Raw genomic sequence first — 16,717 nt, forward strand, 5'->3', positions numbered from 1 at the left:
GTAAAGATGCGGGCATGGCAGCGTGGCGCGGCATGGGTGGCGGCCTTGGCCGGGGCGAGCGGCCTGGCGGCAACGGTTGCCTGGGCCTGCGCGGATAGCTCGTGCTCGCCGGTCTGGCGGCTCGATTCGCCCGACTATGCCTGCGAAGGCCGCGCGATGCTCAATCCCGGCAACGATACGCGGATCAACCTGCTGCTGCTGATCCGCAGCCTGGCCCCGGCGAGCGAGGCGGGTCTGGCCTATGCCAAGCCGGAATGGGATGACCAGCAGCTTGGCCACGTGTTCTTCAGCTGGCGGGGCCTGCGCGAAACACTGTGGCCGCAAACGCCCGAGCCGGAGCCGGCCGCCAGCGACACCACCGCCGCCCAATGCGCCGCCCCAAAGCCCGTGCAGGATGCCTTTGCGGCGGCCATGGCAGCCGACGAGATACCGCAGGGCTATCGTGATACCTTGATGGCAATGCGCGCCAAGGTCGGCTGCCCCGACCCCTTGCCCGCAACGGCGTTTCCCGATGTTCTGGCCGGCAAGTACCTGGAGTATCTGGCTGCCGCCGACGATTTCTATCGCGGGAATTATCCAAGCGCGCGCAGCCGCTTTGCTGCCCTGGAAACCAGCGCCTCCCCCTGGCTGCGTGAAACCGCCAGCTACATGAAGATCCGCGTCGCGCTGCGCAGCGCGGTGGCCGGCGCGATCGACAAGTACGGCGATTTTGCCGGCCTGGACAAGATCGACAAGGCGCAGGCCCAGGCGGCCGGCGCGGCGATTGACGCCTATCTCAAGGCCTATCCTCAAGGGCGCTATGCCGCCTCTGCGCAAGGGCTGCGCCGCCGGGTGCTGTGGCTGACCGGGCAGGACGCGGCGCTGGCCCAGCGCTATGAAGCGATGCTGCGGGCAACGCCGGGTAGCAGCGAGGCGGCCGCCGATCTTGCCGAGGAAATCGACAACGCCCTGTTGCAGCGTGACGAGGGCGTCCAGGCGATCATGGCCGCGAACAAGACGCCGCTGCTCATGGCGATCGCCGATCTGAAAGCGATGCGCCCCAGCGATCCGGCCAAGCCGATGCCGCTCGCCGCCGCCACCCTCGCGGCGCAGGCCCCGGCCTTTGCCGGGGACGGCGATCTCTATGGCCTGCTCGACGCCACGCGCAGCTATTATGCCGGCGAGGCGCCGCGCACGATCCTGGCGCGGCTGCCCGATGCCGCGCGCGCGCCATCCTACACCCCGCTGGCGTTCAGCCGCCAGGTCTTGCGCGGCATGGCCCTGGCCAAGGCGCACGACGCCAACGAGGCCGGCTTTTGGCAGGAGTTGCTGGGCGGCGCCAAGGGGCTGTGGCAGGGCCAGCTGGCGCAGCTCGGCCTGGCGCTACGCTGGCAGCGCGACGGGCGGATCGACCAGGCCCTGGCCAGCGCCTCTCCGGTATCGGACACCACGCTGCGCCAGTTGATGCTGCAAACCATGGCGGCGCCGGCCATGCTGCGCGCCACGGCCACCGATGCCACGCGGCCCGATGAAGAGCGCAACGTTGCCCGCTTCACCCTGCTCTACAAGGGCTTGACGCGCGGCGCCTATGGCGATGTGGGCCGCGATCTGGCGCTGGTGCCGTCTGCGCCCAAGGCAGACCTGACCTCGTGGTATGGCAGCGGCCTGGGCACGCCGCCGGCGCAGCGGTTCACCATGGGGCAGTGGAGCAATGGCTGGCCCTGCCCGCCGCTGGCGCAGACCGTCGCCACGCTGGCGCGCACGCCGGCGAACGCGGCAGCGCGGGTGTGCCTGGGCGAGTTCTACCGCCTCAATGGCTTTGACGGCTTTGCGCTCTATGCCCCGTCCGATCAGGTGGACCAGCTTGGCCGTGGCCGCGACCTGTTCCCCGGCACGCCGCTGTGGCGCGATGCGATCTACACCGCGATCATTGCCGACAAGGCCGCCGCGCCAGACCTGCGCGCCTACGCGCTCTATCGCGCGGTGATGTGCTATTCGCCATCGGGCTATAACGGCTGCGCCGGCCCAGCCACCAGTTATGACGCAATGCAGGCGCAGGAAGTACCCAAAGCGCAGCGCAAGGCTTGGTACGATGAACTCAAGGCCCGCTATCCACAAAGCCGCTGGGCCAAATCCTTGCGCTATTACTGGTGAAGCACCGGGCCATCATCCTGGCCGGGCTGGCCCTGCTATCGGCTTGCAACCGGCAGCAGCCCACCCCTGCGCCCACCGACACCACCAAGGCTGCCAAGGCAAAGGGCCCCGCAGTCGATCCCCATGGCTTTGACGCGTTCTATGTCTGGCCGGGCGTGCGGCCGGCCGCAGACCTGACCGCGCATACGCTCTACCTGCTCGATGGCGAGGTGCGCCGCCGCCCCGGCCCGGCGCGGTTTACCCGGCTGCGCGCCGGGTTGCCGCGCCTGCCCGATGCCCAGTTGTGGTTGGTGGTGCGGATCGATCGGCTCGACCTGTCGCCGCGCACCTGGGCGGTGATCGTGGCCGACATGGAGCGCTGGCAGGCGGCCGGCAATCACCTCGCCGGCCTGCAGATCGATTTCGATGCGGCCACGCAGGGGCTCGATCGCTATGGCGCGTTTCTGGCCGATGCGCGCAGCCACCTGCCCCGCCCGTGGCGCCTGTCGATCACCGGGCTGATGGATTGGAGTGCCAACGGCGACCCTGCCGCGCTGGCACGGCTCAAGCCGGTGATCGATGAAGTGGTGGTGCAAACCTATCAGGGACGCACCACGATCCCTGGCTATGATGCTTATTTCCGCAAGATGGCGCATTTCCCGCTGCCGTTCCGCGTGGCCCTGGCCGAGGGCGGCGCCTGGACGCCGCCCCCTGACCTGGCCCGAGAGCCGCAGTTCAAAGGCTATGTCGTGTTTCTGATGCCCAAGCAGATCAGGCGCTGATCACGCGTCCATCGCGTGGCGGCCCGGCCGCACGGTGGCGCGATGGCCCACCCGGCCGGCCGCGTTGCGCTGGTCGATCGTGTCCATCATCACCCATTCGTTGGTTACTGCCTGCGGCGTGACAGTCAGCGCCATGTAGCCGCGCTGCGCCGTATCGCACCACGCCAGTTCGGGATTGGCCGCTACCAGGCCCGCTGCCACGGTTTGCGGCGCCACGCCGACATCGTGTTCGAAGCCCGGCGAGGTTACCGAATGCCCGGCAAATTCCACTGCCGTGGCCTGGCCATCCTGGCGCAGGTTATAGGCCCAGGCGTTGTGGCTATCGCCCGAGATCACCACGGTATTGCCGCCCATCGCCTGCACGCTGCGCAGGAAGCGGGCACGCGCCGCCGGATAGCCGCCCCAGTTGTCGTAATTGAACGGCAGGCCCAGCTTGGCCGCCATGATCCCGCTGCCGACATAGCGCGCGGCCTGTTCCGACTGGCCGCGCACCCAGTCCTGCGCCGTGGCCGGCATCACCGTTTCGCCCATGATCGTGCCAAAGCCCACGATCTGCCAGGGCCGCCCGCTCTTGACCGAAGCCTGCATCGCGCTGGCCAGCCAGGCTTCCTGCTCGCTGCCCATCATCGTGGCGGCCGGGTCCTGCCAGGCGCCATCGCGGAAGGCCTTGAGCGCGGCAATGGGATCGGCCGCCTGGAACATTGGCGCCACGTCGGGCTGCTGGGTGCGGCCCAGCAGACGGGTTTCGGTGCGGAACAGCGTGGCCAGGCCGCCAATGTCATAGGCTTTCCACGGCGCCTCGCTCACCGGCATCCATTCGCGATAGACCTGCATCGCAGCGTCCTTGCGCACGCTCCAATCGCCTTCGGTGGCCGGATCGTGATGCTGCGCACCGCCGGCCCAGCTGTCGTTGGCGCTTTCGTGATCGTCCCACTGCGCGATCATCGGAAAGCGCGCGTGCAGCGCCTGAAGATCGGGATCGGCGCGATAGCTGGCATAGCGTAGGCGATAATCGGCGACATGCACGGTGTTGGCATCGGGCAGAACGGTGCGGCCGGCCACGCTGTCCTTGGGCAGCGGATAGTGGCCCGGCGCATATTCATAGAAATAGTCGCCCAGGTGGATGGTGCAATCGAACGCATCGTTGCGCGCAGCATGGGCATAGGCGTTGAACCAGCCGAACGGCATGTTGGAACAGGAAAACACCGCCGCGCGCCACGGTTGTTGGCCATCGGCCGGCAGGGTGCGGGTGCGGCCGACCGGCGACTTGCTGCCATCGGGCGCGATGAAGCGATAGTAATAGGTCCGTGCCGGGGCCAGGCCGGTCGCCACGATCTTGACGGTGTGATCGCGCCACGGGCCGGTCTGCATCGTGCCGGCAGCCGTTGCGCGGGTAAATTCGGGTGTTTCCGACAGCTCTACCGCCACATCCGCCACGCCGCCGGCTGTGGGCACATAGCGTGTCCACAGAAGGATCTCGTGCGCGCCGGGCTCGCCACTGGCGACGCCGTGGGTAAAACCGCGCGCGCCCAACAGGTCGGCGGCGCGCACCCAATCGGGCAAGAGCAAGGCGCCCGTGCCGAACATGGCGGTCTTGAAGATCTGGCGGCGGTGAAACTGCATGGCGTTGGTCCTGGCAGGAAGGGGTTGTGCCCCTTCATCCCGGATTACGTGACAGCTTGATGAAATGCCGCGATATTTCGCTTCTTTGCCCCAAAGACCCAGGCCGCTGCGGCCAGCCCGCGCCGGATCAGGCCGGCGCGACCTGGCTCAAAGCGCGGAAACGTGGAGGAAGTTGGGGATCGGGCCGTTCCATTCGCCCGGCGGGCTGGGCGGCTCGCTGCGGTATTCGCGGCGACGATCGCCCTGGCGGCCGGAATCGCTACGGCCAGCGTCAGCCCGGTAATCGTCGCGGCGATAGTCATCGCGGCGATTGTCATCACGACGGGGGGCATCACGACGGTGATCATCACGACGGGGTTCTTCCCGGGTGCTTTCGGTGTGCACCGGGGTGTCCTCTGCCGTCGGGGCAGCGTCCTTCTTGCGGCGGGCAGGCTTTTCGGAAGCGGCCTTTTCCGCCTTGGGCGCGCGCTGCGGCTTTTCGGCCTTGTCGCGGCTCTTGCGCGCCGGGCGCTCGTCCGGTTCTGCGGCGGCACCGATATCCAGCGTCATCACCGGAATCGCGCCACCGGTCAGCTTTTCGACATTGTCGATCGCTTCGGCGTCTTCCGGGCTGACCAGCGTGAACGCACGGCCAGTGGCGCCGCCACGGCCGGTGCGGCCGATGCGGTGCACGTAATCATCCGGGTGCCACGGCGTGTCGAAGTTGAACACATGGCTCACCCCCTTCACGTCAAGCCCGCGCGCGGCGACGTCGGACGCCACGAGGATGTTGATCACGCCGTCCTTGAACTTCTGCAGTTCGGCGTTGCGCGCCGACTGATCCATGTCCCCATGGATTTCGCCCGCGGAAAAGCCATGGCTCTTCAGGCTCTTGGCCAGTTCGCGCACGGTCGTCTTGCGGTTGCAGAAGACGATCGCGGTGGTCACGTTGTCGGTGCGCAGCAGGTGGCGCAGCGCCTCGCGCTTGGCACGGCTGGCCACCTTCACCTTGTGCTGCACGATGTTGATGTTCGTGCTGGCCGGGCGCGCCACTTCGATCGACTTGGGGTTCGACAGGAAGCGATCCGCCAGCTTCTTGATCGGCGGCGGCATCGTGGCCGAAAACAGCAGCGTCTGGCGCTGCGACGGCAGCTTGGAACAGATCGATTCGATATCGGGGATGAAGCCCATGTCGAGCATGCGATCGGCTTCGTCGATCACCAGCAGTTCGCAGCCGGTGAGCAGGATCTTGCCGCGCTCGAACAGGTCCATCAGGCGGCCAGGGGTGGCGATCAGCACGTCGACACCGTCTTGCAGGGCCTTGACCTGATCACCCATCTGCACCCCGCCGATCAGCAGGGCCATCTTGAGATCGTGGTTCTTGCCGTACTTTTCAAAGTTTTCGGCAACCTGCGCGGCCAGTTCGCGCGTCGGCTCGAGAATCAGCGAGCGCGGCATCAGCGCGCGCCGCCGGCCGTGGGCCAGAATGTCGATCATCGGCAGCACGAAGCCGGCCGTCTTGCCGGTGCCGGTCTGGGCGATGCCGATAATGTCGCGCATCATCAAGACCGAGGGGATGGCCTGGGCCTGGATCGGAGTCGGCTCGTCATAGCCGGCGTCGATGACCGACTTAAGCAATTCATCAGAGAGGCCGAGATCGGCGAACTTCATGCAGGTTATGTTCCGAAAGCAGGATGGCCCGCCAGCCTGGCAACGAGACACCGTGCGTGTGCCGCCACCCTGGATGCAAGGCCACCGGTACGGGCCACTTGCGACCCGACACTCAATGCGGGCCCGCTATGCCGAAACCTGCCGGAAAGTCAAGGAAAGCCGCATGTGCCTGCGCACTCAGCGGCCCACCTCGCGCAGGTGGGTGATCATGCAGCTGGCCCCGGCACGCGAATGGATCACGTCACGCCCGGTGCAGAGCATCCCATCACTGCTTCTTTCTGCATAGAAACCGACATAGAAATCACGGGCATTGCAGGTTTTTTCCAGGCTGGCGACAACCTGGCGACGGTCTCTGAGCAGCAGGATGATCTGGCTGTCCGACGAAGACGGCGCGATCGCCGCGATCCCGCCCAGCGCCACGCACCCCCCGCCATGGCGCCCGCGCAGCACCATCATGGGCTGGGGCATGGGCGGTGGCGGCGGCATGTCGCGGCCCATGATGCCGGGGGTGATACGGATGATCAGGCGCTGTTCGATGCGCACCTGGCGCCAGGTTTCATCGGCAAGGCCATCGGCCAGCGCGCCAGGATCATCCAGCAGGTCGGCCGCAGCCGGGCTCATCGGGCCCGATGCGGCATCGCGCAGCGGCTGGGGCAGGCTGGCGGCGGGCATGGCGTGGCTGACCGGCGCAGAAGCGACTGCACCAGCCGGCGCCGTGCTCACGGCGTCAGGCCCGATGGCAACGCTCGCAAGCGCCGCCATGGCCAACAAGGGATGGACCAGACCAGGCATCAGCAAATCGGCAAAAACCAACGATCCCTCATGTCCGTGACCTTAGCGCCCCCCTTGGCACCTGGCCCGAACCGACAAGCCTCCAAGAGGCAGGCACTGTGCCTTGCAGCCAGCGCTTGAACAACGCCTTAACCCGGCCACGATGAAAAAGGAATTGCTGCGCGGCGCGCAGCGGCGTAGCCGGAGGCCATGGTCGAAACGCTTGCACCCCGCGCGGAAACCGCGCCTTTCCTGGAAGCCGCCGCTGCCCTGTTGGGCGCGAAGGGCTTTACCACCGATCCCGATGCGATCTCTCCCTGGCTGACTGACTGGCGCCAGCGCTTTACCGGCCGCGCCCTGGGCATGGCCTCGCCCGCCACGACCGACGAAGTAGCCGGCCTGGTGCGCCTGTGCGCTGCCCACAACGTGCCTATCGTGCCGCAGGGCGGCAACAGCGGCATGTCTGGCGGCGCCACGCCCGACGAGACCGGCCACGCCGTGGTCCTCTCGCTGCGCCGCATGAATGCGATCCGCAGCGTCGATACTGCCACGCGCAGCGCCACCTGCGAGGCCGGCGTCATCCTGCAAGTGCTGCACGAGGCGGCCGAAGCCAAGGGCCTGCGCTTCCCGCTGTCGCTGGGGGGCAAGGGTTCGGCCACGGTCGGCGGGTTGATCTCCACCAATGCTGGCGGCACGCAGGTGCTGCGCCATGGCTCGATGCGCGCGCTGGTACTCGGGCTCGAGGCGGTGATGCCCGATGGCACCGTGTTCAACCAGCTGGTGCCGCTCAAGAAGGACAACCGCGGTTTCGATCTCAAGCAGTTGCTGATCGGATCGGAAGGCACGCTGGGCGTGGTCACCGCCGCCACGCTCAAGCTCGAGCCCGCCGTGGCCGCGCGCGAGGTGCTGTGGGCTGGCACGCAAAGCCTGCCCAAGGCGCGCGAGTTGCTGCTCTTGGCCGAGCGCCTGGCCGGCCAGGCGCTGGAAGGCTTCGAAGTGATGCCCCAGCATAGCCTTGACGCGGTGCGCGACTATCTGCCCGGCGCGCGCCAGCCGCTGGCTGAAGATCACGCCTGGCACGTGCTGATCGAAATGGTCGCCGATGCCGATGGCGCCGAACGCCTGCCCGACCTGGCCCAGCGCGTGCTGGAAGAAGCGTTCGAGGCCGGGCTGATCGACGATGCCACCATGGCTGCCAACGAAACCCAGGCCGAGGCATTCTGGAACCTGCGCGAATCCATTGCGCCGGCCGAACGCGCGCTGGGCCCGGCGGTCCAGCACGATATCAGCGTGCCGGTGGAAAAGATGCCCGCCTTCGTCGAGGAAGCGGTGCCCCAGTTCGAGGCGCAATGGCCCGGCACCCGCGCCGTCGGGTTTGGCCACCTGGGCGATGGCAATATCCATTTCCACGTGATCGCCCCGCAAGGGGTTGACCGCGCCAGCTGGGAAGCGGGCGACGGCAAGGCGATCAGCCGCCAGGTCCACGACATGGTCACGGCCTGGGGTGGCTCGATCTCGGCCGAGCACGGCATTGGCCAGTTGAAGCGCGATGAACTGGCGCGGCTGGGCGATCCGGTGGCGCTGTCCATCCTGCGCCATATAAAGCAGGCGCTCGATCCCCAGGGGCTGATGAACCCCGGCAAGCTGATCTGACACCCGCGCCGGGGGCGGCCGATTCCAGCCCGATACCGAATCGGGCACGTTTTGGCCGATAAACCCCCAGTCCGGCGCGGCCTTGCGCTTGTCACTGCCGGGTTGAGGCCTTATGCCCGGCGCGCGCCCGTGCTGGCCACGGGCCCGTTATTGTTTTCGGAGAGAGTTCATGGCCAGCGCGCCGCAAGCCAACCTGCCCCTGTTCTACCAGGACCTCATGCCCCTTAACACGCGCGACCACGCCACGTGGCGCGCGCGCGGCGCCCAGTCGGCCCCCTGGCTGATCGGCCAGCACGCCATCCCGTTGACCGTGGAAGAGTTCCCGCAGGCGGCCCGTCACTTCCCCATCATCTTCGCCTCGGGTGACAATCCCGTGCCGCTGGCGCTGATGGGCCTGAACGAAGGCGTCAACGTTTTCGTCAACGAAGAAGGCAAGATCGACCAGCCGGTCTATCTGCCGGCCTATGCCCGCCGCTATCCCTTTATGCTGGCCAAGCTGATGCCCGACAGCGACGACCTGTCGCTGTGCTTCGATCCGTCGAGCGGCCTGGTCGGCGAATTCGAAGATGGCGAACCGCTGTTCGACGGTGACCAGCCGAGCGAAGCCACCAAGCAGGCCCTGCAGTTCTGCGAGCAGTTCGAGCAGGCCGGTCAGCGTACGCAGGCGTTCATCGATGAACTCAAGAAGCACAACCTGCTGATGGAAGGCGAAGTCGCCATTCAGCAGACCGGTGTGGACCAGCCGTTCATCTATCGCGGCTTCCAGATGGTGAATCAGGAAAAGCTGCGCGAAATCCGTGGCGACGTGCTGCGCGGCTGGGCCCAGAGCGGCCTGCTGCCGCTGCTCTATGCGCACATCTTCTCGCTCGACCTGATGAGCACGATCTTCGGCATCCAGGCCGAGCAGGGCAAGGCCCCCGCTCCGGTGGCAGTGCCCGCACTCTGATCCAGCAGGGCGGTCGTTACGCCGGCCGCCCTGCTCCGGGTTAAAGCGCCGAATCAGACAAGCCCCTGCCGGCAACGGCGGGGGCTTTTTCGTGGATTGCCCGCAAGTCTGTCTTCATCCTGACGCGCGCCGGTGTCACAAATTGTGAGGAATCACCCGAGCTTGGCCGCATGCTTAACGCCAAGTGTATTTGCCGTTCAGGAAAGGGCTGCGCAGCAAACAAAGATTCACGGTAAATGCAATAAATTTCTGCATCACCCCCTTGCATGGCCGGAAAGTGTTGCCTATCTTCATCACATCAGGTCGGCGCTCCCCTCATGGCCCGATCTGATTGGTGCACTTGGTGCACCTCCTCCCTGAACCTTGGCCACCTGGAGCTTGTCTCCAGGTGGTTTTTTCTTGGGGAGTTTGGGCGGTTCGCTACTCCGCCGCGCGGGGCCAGCGTTGCGCCGCCTGGCCCATGGCCGCAACATCGGCCGCCAACGCCCGCACCATGCCGGTCATCGTTTCCACCACGTCGGCCAGCCCCTCGCCCGGCTCTGCCAATGCGGCATCGAGATAGGCGCTGCGATCGATTTCCACCTGCATGGCATGAATGCCCGCCTCGCGCCGGGCCTGGCGCTCCAGGCCATAGCCGCCGGCATAGGGCCGGTTGTGCGCGGCGCGCGCACCGCAGCTGGCCAGATGGGCAAAGGCGGTGGCCATCACCCCGCCTGCACAGGCCGCGCCAAAGCGATCGCCCAGCACATAGGTGGGTGGCGCCTCCGCCGAATCGCGACGCGGCAGCGGCGGCATCGAGTGCAGGTCGATCAACAGCGCCGCCCCCCAGCGCGCAGCCAGATCAGCCAGCGCGTCGGCCAGGGCCTGGTGATAGGGCAGATGGATTTGCGCGATGCGCGCCTGGATTTCGGCCGCCGGGGTGCGCTGGCGCCAGATTTCGCCCAATCCAACCAGCCGGCGGGGGACGAGCCCCAGCCCGCTATGCGCCCGGCGTGCCGCCATCGGCCCGCGCGGCAGCGGCGGAAAATCCGCCATGGCCGGATCGGGCACGATCATCTCGCGATCAAGATCATCCGGTGCGCGGTTGAGATCGATCATCGCGCGCGGAGCCCGCGCCACCAGCAGCGCCGCCCCGGTGTGCCGCGCCACGGCCTGCGCTACCAGATCGACCAGGCGATCCTCCAGCCGCCGCGCCGCCTGCGCCGGCTGGCGCATCGCCGCCAACACCCCGGCGGGATAGGATCGCCCGGCATGGGGCACGGCCAGGATCACCGGAATCGGCGCAGGGTTGGCCCGTTGCAGCACGAAGGCCGGGCCATCCTCCCCCGGAATCGTGCCGCCTTCGCTGTGGATTACCGGGGAAACCGGGTCGGTGCCGCCTGGCCTTGCCCCAAGGTGGCACGAATCGGTTGCGGGACGATCGTTTGCATCCATCATCATTGGCTGCAATGCTTTGCCAGTTCTGTCAAAAGCGCATCTGGGCAAAACTACTGCCACGGCCAGCATCGATCACGCCGATGATGCTGGCCGAAGATTGTTAACCCGCCGGGCGCTATAGCAGCCCCCCGGCCGGATGCCCGCGCCGGTCACGGCGTGGCACACGGGCCGGGTGCATCTGGAAAACGACATGGAAAATCAGAAGGGTAACATGATCCGCATTCTGCTGGCAGAAGACGAAGAGGCCATGCGCACCTACCTTGCCCGCGCCTTGGAAAACGCCGGCTACAGCGTGGTCGCCGTCGATCGCGGCACCGCCGCGGTTCCCCTGCTCGAAAGCCAGACATTCGACCTGCTGCTCTCGGACATCGTCATGCCCGAAATGGACGGGATCGAACTCGCCCAGCGCTGCAGCGAAATCAGCCCTGGCACCAAGGTGATGTTCATCACCGGCTTTGCCGCCGTTACCCTCAAGGCCAACCGCGAGGCACCGCAGGCGCGCGTGCTGTCCAAGCCTTTCCACCTGCGCGACCTGGTGATGGAAGTGGACCGCATCTTTGCCGACGCGGCATAAAAAATCCGGATTTGCCCCCTTGCCAAGCCCCGGCGGCGCGGTTAGTGGGGCGCTCCCGACGCCGAGAGGCTGACGGACATTCGATGGTGCGGGCGTATAGCTCAGTGGTAGAGCACTATGTTGACATCGTAGGGGTCGCAAGTTCAATCCTTGCTACGCCCACCATCGGAAACCCTTGAAAAGCCCCGCTTCGGCGGGGTTTTTTCGTGGCCGCCGCCGCCATCTTTTGCGCGCCTCGTCCAGAAAATCTCACCATCGGGAAACACGCTGCAAGCCGATGCACGCTAGCTCTTCTGCAAGGGGCCTGGCGCCCCATGTGAAATGGGAGAGCGAGAATGATCGATTGGCTCGGGATCATGGCACTGGCCACCACCACGGCGCAGCCGCTGCCGCTGCCGCTGCCGGCAAGTACGCAGGTGGTCCATCGCGGCAACAGCTATGATGTGACCTATCACGCGCAGACCCAGGCGCGGCACAAGTCCGTAGGCATGAGCGCCCCCACCCGCCAAGGCAGCGAGCGATGCGAGCGGACGGTCACCGTGGTGGCAGAGCGGCGGATCGCCCTGCCTGGTGCCGACGCCGCTCTCACCCACCGCCTGGCCGGCGCGCGCACTTGGCGCGATTCGACCCCGGGCCATTGCCGCAAGGATGCAAGCGCGCAGGCGGCGGTGGCGCAACGGTCCGCCCAGATTGCGCAGTTCCTGGCCGAAGCGATGGAGCGCGATCGCCCCGATGCCCTCGCCGCGATCGAGGCCGCCCACGCCCTTGCCGCGCGGTGAGGTGGGCCATCGCGGCCTTGGCTACCTGCCTTGGCAATGTGCCCGTTGCCATGGCCCAGGATGGCGAGGCGCCAATCGATGTTGAAGTGGAGGCCGCAAGTGACTGGATGACGCGCGGCCTAAGCCAGAGTAGCGGCCGGGCCGCACTGCATCTGGCAGGCAACTGGGCTCCGGACGAGCGGGTTGCCATCGCCGCGGCGGTCACCACCCTGCGCGGCAGCGCGCGCCATGGTGGCAGCACGCTGGGCTTGGTCGTCGCCCCGCGCCTTGTCGGTACGGTGGCGGGCTGGCGGTGGAGTGCGGGCCTGGCTGGCCATGGTTTCAACGGCCGGGGGCGGCTGGCCTATGGCGAAGTGCGCGGCGCCCTGGCCGGCACGCTGGGCCCGGTGCAACTCGCGATCGGCGCAGACTATGCCCCGCCGCAAACAGCGATCGGCGGCGACAATCTCTATCTCCACGCCATGCTCCAGGGCGCGGTGCCCGGCTCGGCCCTGACGCTGCATGCCGGCGGCGGCTATTCCCTTGGCCGGGCCCGGCCGGGGGAAAGCGCCTGGCGCCTGCGCCCGCAGGGCGACTATGCCGACCTGCAGGCCGGCATTGCCCATGTTTCGCGCCGGCTCACGCTGGGGCTGCGCGCCAGTAGCACGATCGGCCAGCGGGCCGCGCCGCTGCCCCAGATGGCAAGTGGGCTGCCGGCAAGGCGCGAGGGAACACGCCTTGTTGCCTATCTGCGGCTGAACGCCCTGCCCTAGGCCTATCAGGCTGGCTTAATCCGTGGCGATGAAGTGATCGGCCAGAGTCTTGGCCGTAAACCCATGGCTGTAGCTTTGCGGATCGAGCGGCAGCATCGTGGCGTTCCAGCGGTTCCAGTCCTGCGTCAGCGCGGCAAAGACATCGGGGTGGCGCGCTTTCAGGTTGGCGCGTTCCATGGGATCGGCCTCGACATCGAACAGGAACGTGTTGTCGCCGATTTTCAGGTACTTCCATTGGTCGCGCCGCGCGGCCTGCTGGTCGTGCAGCTTGTAGCGCCAATAGAGCGTGCGTGCCGGCAGGCTGCCCCCGGCAATCGCGCTGCGGATGTCGATGCCATCGGGGGCAAAGGCAGGATCGGGCGCGCCGCCCGCCGCAGCGACGAACGTGGGCAGCCAGTCCATCGAGATGATCTGCGCCGCGCTGGTGCTGCCCGGCTGGCTCAGGCCGGGCCAACGCACGATCGCGGGGATGCGCAAGCCCCCTTCGAGCAATTCGGTCTTGCGCCCGGTGAACGGCCAGGTATCGGCAAAGCGTTCGCCGCCATTGTCGCTGGTGAACACCACCACGGTGTTGTCGGCCTGGCCCGAATCCGCCAAGGCCTTGAGAATGCGCCCGACCTGAAGATCCAGGCGCTGCACCATCGCGGCATAGGTTTTCTGGCTGCCGCCATCGAAGTGCATCAGCGCCTCGGGGTCTTTGGACTGGGCCAGCCGCTTTGATTCGCTGTCGTCGTCCGGGGTTTCCCAAGGCCAGTGCGGCGCGGTGAAATGCAGGCTGAGCAGCCAGGGCTTGCCGATGCCGGCATTGCGCCGCACCGCCGCCACGGCATGATCACCCAAGAGATCGGTCAGGTATCCGGCCTGCTGCACCGGCGTTGCCCCGTCCCACAAATCCGGCCGCCCGCCCGAGGTGGCGTGGGTGTAATAGTCCACCGCGCCGCTGCGGATGCCCCAGAATTCGTCATAGCCGCTCAATCGCGGATCGTAGTCGGGCAGGCTGCCCAGATGCCACTTGCCGATCAGCCCGGTGGCATAGCCGACCTTGCGCAGCAGCGAAGGCAGCGTGGGTTGGCTGGGTGGCAGGCCGATCGCGCGCTGTGCCAGCGGCTCTTCCAGACCCACCGGCAGGCGATATTGATAGCGCCCGGTAATCAGCGCCACGCGCGTAGCGGTGCACACCGCGCTGTTGGCATAGGCCTGGGTAAAGCGCACGCCCTGCTGCGCCAGTGCATCGATCGCGGGCGTGGCATAATCGCGCCGGCCATAGCACGAGACATCGGCATAGCCCATGTCATCAGCCATGATATACAGGAAATTCAGCTTCTTGCCCGTATCGGGCACAGCCAGCGCTGGCGATGCCAGTGCCGCGCCTCCGGCAGCAAGGCCGGCCAGGGCTGCGCGGCGGGAAAGGCGGGATGCGGGCATGACAGGCTCCTTGCGGCACGACGGAAATGACACGGCAGAGGTCAGCCGGACGCCAGCCATTGTCTACAAATTTAATTGAACACCCCGTATAGCCATGCTTGGCTCTGCAATTGCGCCACATGCGAGCCAACTGCGCTTGATCGCGGAGTGCCGCACAGGCCACGTGCCCGGCATGAATGATGTTTCCACCGATGCGACCCTGGCGTGCCGGCGTCTGTACTGGTCCGCACTGCAGGATCGGTGGGACCGCCGCACCCGGCAGGCCGCGGCGTGGCTGGCGGACGAGGCCGGCGTGGTGGATATCGGTTGCGGGCTGATGCCGCTGCGCGACCATCTGCCGGCCGGCACCCGCTATGTACCGGTGGACATTGTCGATCGCGGGCCCGGCACGGTCCTGACCGATCTCAACGCCGATCCCCTGCCCCGCTTTGCCGAACGCGCCGCCGCCATGCTCGGCGTGGTCGAATATGTCACCGATCTACCGCGCCTGTTTGCCCAGCTGCGCCAGTTCGACCGCGTCGTTCTGTCCTACAACCACGCGTCGGTGCAGGATGTGCTGTGGGCCATGCGCCTGCGCCGCAAGGAGGTGATCTGGCTGCATCGCCATGGGCCGGCGCGCTTTGCCCGCCTGCTGGAGGACGCCGGCTGGCACATCGCGCGCCGCCACCGCGTGCGCGTGGGCGAGGCGATGTACGATCTGCGCAGCTGCCCTTGAATGGCAGCCACGTTGCCGCACTGCGGCGCAAAACATAAGCTCGGTTCAAGAATCGCCGGAGCCGCGCTTGCGCCGCGTTCCGCACCTGCTAAGGGGGCGGTAAGTTCAACTCCCCAGGCAAGGCAACAGGACGGCTATGGCGAAGATCAAGGTGAAGAACCCGATCGTCGAGATCGACGGCGACGAGATGACCCGCATCATCTGGGAATGGATCCGCGAACGCCTGATCCTTCCCTACCTCGACCTGGACCTCAAGTATTTCGATCTTTCGGTCGAAAAGCGTGACGAAACCGGGGATCAGATCACGATCGATTCGGCCAACGCCATCAAGCAGTACGGCGTGGGCGTGAAGTGCGCCACGATCACCCCGGACGAAGCCCGCGTCGAAGAATTCGGCCTCAAGAAGATGTGGAAGTCGCCCAACGGCACGATCCGCAACATCCTGGGCGGCGTGGTGTTCCGCGAGCCCATCGTGATCCAGAACGTGCCCCGCCTGGTTCCGGGCTGGACTGACCCGATCGTGGTTGGCCGTCACGCCTTTGGTGACCAGTACAAGGCGACCGACACCCTGATCCCCGGCCCGGGCAAGCTGCGCCTGGTGTTCGACGGCGTGAACGGCGAATCGATCGATCTCGAAGTGTTCGATTTCCCGTCGGCCGGCGTCGCCATGGCGATGTACAACCTTGACGATTCGATCCGCGACTTTGCCCGCGCCAGCTTCAACTATGGTTTGAACCTGGGCTGGCCGGTCTATCTGTCGACCAAGAACACCATCCTCAAGGCCTATGACGGCCGCTTCAAGGACCTGTTCCAGGAAGTGTTCGACACCGAAGGCTTCAAGGAAAAGTTCGCTGCCGCCGGCATCGAATACCAGCACCGCCTGATCGACGACATGGTCGCTTCCGCGCTCAAGTGGTCGGGCAAGTTCGTGTGGGCCTGCAAGAACTATGACGGTGACGTGCAGTCCGACACCGTGGCGCAGGGCTTCGGCTCGCTCGGCCTGATGACCTCGGTGCTGATGACGCCCGACGGCAAGACCGTGGAAGCCGAAGCGGCCCACGGCACCGTGACGCGCCACTATCGCCAGCACCAGCAGGGCAAGGCGACCAGCACCAACCCGATCGCCTCGATCTTCGCGTGGACGCGCGGCCTGATGTATCGCGGCAAGTTCGACGAAACCCCCGATGTGGTGCGTTTTGCCGAAACGCTGGAGCGCGTGTGCATCGAAACCGTGGAAAGCGGCAAGATGACCAAGGACCTCGCGATCCTCATCGGCCCCGACCAGCCCTGGATGACCACGGAAAAGTTCTTTGAAGCGATCGTGGAAAACCTGGAAAAGGAAATGGCTGCCTGGGCCTGAACCCGCGCCATTTCGCATGAAAAAGAAAGGCTCCGGCGTCTGCCGGGGCCTTTTCTTTTGGGGTGGGAACGTCCTAACAGGAATAAACGCGGTCTTGCGGGGCACAACAGGCGCAAGCAGCCGTGGGCAAGGGGGCCT

At 66.5% G+C, this 16,717-nt stretch carries 14 protein-coding genes and 1 tRNA gene; 10 read left to right on the forward strand and 5 right to left on the reverse strand.

All coding sequences use genetic code 11. The features are described 5' to 3' along the window. Window positions 1-6 precede the first annotated feature (6 nt). A complete protein-coding gene (locus FHW97_RS12695) occupies window positions 7-2,133 on the forward strand; it encodes a hypothetical protein (protein ID WP_171799148.1) in 2,127 nt (708 codons plus the stop codon). Then, window positions 2,130-2,894, forward strand: a complete 765-nt coding sequence (locus FHW97_RS12700) for a DUF3142 domain-containing protein (RefSeq protein ID WP_309804076.1) — start codon at window positions 2,130-2,132, stop codon at window positions 2,892-2,894. Before FHW97_RS12695 ends, FHW97_RS12700 begins: the two co-directional genes overlap by 4 nt. Here the strand turns inward: FHW97_RS12700 and FHW97_RS12705 are convergent, their stop codons facing one another. The 3 genes from FHW97_RS12705 to FHW97_RS12715 all read right to left on the reverse strand — a co-directional run bounded on the left by FHW97_RS12705 (window position 2,895) and on the right by FHW97_RS12715 (window position 6,929). Further along, window positions 2,895-4,517: an alkaline phosphatase gene (locus tag FHW97_RS12705; protein WP_171799149.1), complete on the reverse strand. Its 1,623-nt coding sequence runs from the start codon at window positions 4,515-4,517 to the stop codon at window positions 2,895-2,897. 147 nt (window positions 4,518-4,664) lie between these two features. Then, window positions 4,665-6,167 (reverse strand): DEAD/DEAH box helicase, encoded by a 1,503-nt coding sequence (locus FHW97_RS12710; RefSeq protein ID WP_171799150.1) that lies wholly within the window; start codon window positions 6,165-6,167, stop codon window positions 4,665-4,667. Window positions 6,168-6,344: 177 nt separating this feature from the next. Then, window positions 6,345-6,929 (reverse strand): hypothetical protein, encoded by a 585-nt coding sequence (locus FHW97_RS12715; protein WP_171799151.1) that lies wholly within the window; start codon window positions 6,927-6,929, stop codon window positions 6,345-6,347. 219 nt (window positions 6,930-7,148) lie between these two features. Between FHW97_RS12715 and FHW97_RS12720 the strand changes: the two genes are divergently transcribed. Beyond that, window positions 7,149-8,591: an FAD-binding oxidoreductase gene (locus FHW97_RS12720; protein WP_171799152.1), complete on the forward strand. Its 1,443-nt coding sequence runs from the start codon at window positions 7,149-7,151 to the stop codon at window positions 8,589-8,591. Between the two features lie 169 nt (window positions 8,592-8,760). Beyond that, on the forward strand, window positions 8,761-9,537 hold the full coding sequence (locus FHW97_RS12725) for a SapC family protein (RefSeq protein WP_022674549.1): 777 nt from the start codon (window positions 8,761-8,763) through the stop codon (window positions 9,535-9,537). Window positions 9,538-9,957: 420 nt separating this feature from the next. On the opposite strand, the gene FHW97_RS12730 is transcribed toward FHW97_RS12725, so the two are convergent. After that, window positions 9,958-10,977 (reverse strand): N-formylglutamate amidohydrolase, encoded by a 1,020-nt coding sequence (locus tag FHW97_RS12730; RefSeq protein WP_253941761.1) that lies wholly within the window; start codon window positions 10,975-10,977, stop codon window positions 9,958-9,960. Between the two features lie 208 nt (window positions 10,978-11,185). Between FHW97_RS12730 and cpdR the strand changes: the two genes are divergently transcribed. The 4 genes from cpdR (at window position 11,186) to FHW97_RS12750 (ending at window position 13,079) form a co-directional block, all read left to right on the forward strand. Next, on the forward strand, window positions 11,186-11,548 hold the full coding sequence (gene cpdR / locus FHW97_RS12735) for a cell cycle two-component system response regulator CpdR (RefSeq protein ID WP_028657389.1): 363 nt from the start codon (window positions 11,186-11,188) through the stop codon (window positions 11,546-11,548). A gap of 90 nt (window positions 11,549-11,638) precedes the next feature. Then, window positions 11,639-11,713 (forward strand) — tRNA-Val (locus FHW97_RS12740). A gap of 170 nt (window positions 11,714-11,883) precedes the next feature. Further along, complete coding sequence (locus FHW97_RS12745; protein WP_171799153.1) at window positions 11,884-12,327, forward strand: hypothetical protein; 444 nt, start codon at window positions 11,884-11,886, stop codon at window positions 12,325-12,327. After that, window positions 12,324-13,079 (forward strand): hypothetical protein, encoded by a 756-nt coding sequence (locus FHW97_RS12750; protein ID WP_171799154.1) that lies wholly within the window; start codon window positions 12,324-12,326, stop codon window positions 13,077-13,079. Before FHW97_RS12745 ends, FHW97_RS12750 begins: the two co-directional genes overlap by 4 nt. A 15-nt stretch (window positions 13,080-13,094) precedes the next feature. Here the strand turns inward: FHW97_RS12750 and FHW97_RS12755 are convergent, their stop codons facing one another. After that, window positions 13,095-14,504: a sulfatase gene (locus FHW97_RS12755; RefSeq protein ID WP_171799155.1), complete on the reverse strand. Its 1,410-nt coding sequence runs from the start codon at window positions 14,502-14,504 to the stop codon at window positions 13,095-13,097. A 172-nt stretch (window positions 14,505-14,676) separates the two neighbouring features. Here FHW97_RS12755 and FHW97_RS12760 point away from each other — a divergent pair, with 172 nt between their 5' ends. Beyond that, complete coding sequence (locus FHW97_RS12760) at window positions 14,677-15,219, forward strand: hypothetical protein (RefSeq protein ID WP_062781717.1); 543 nt, start codon at window positions 14,677-14,679, stop codon at window positions 15,217-15,219. Window positions 15,220-15,355: 136 nt separating this feature from the next. Continuing rightward, window positions 15,356-16,579 carry an NADP-dependent isocitrate dehydrogenase gene (locus FHW97_RS12765; RefSeq protein WP_171799156.1) on the forward strand — a complete coding sequence of 408 codons (1,224 nt, stop codon included), beginning with the start codon at window positions 15,356-15,358 and terminating at the stop codon, window positions 16,577-16,579. Window positions 16,580-16,717: the final 138 nt, after the last annotated feature.

Source organism: Novosphingobium sp. SG754, from assembly GCF_013149315.1.
GTDB classification, from domain to species: Bacteria; Pseudomonadota; Alphaproteobacteria; order Sphingomonadales; family Sphingomonadaceae; genus Novosphingobium; species Novosphingobium capsulatum.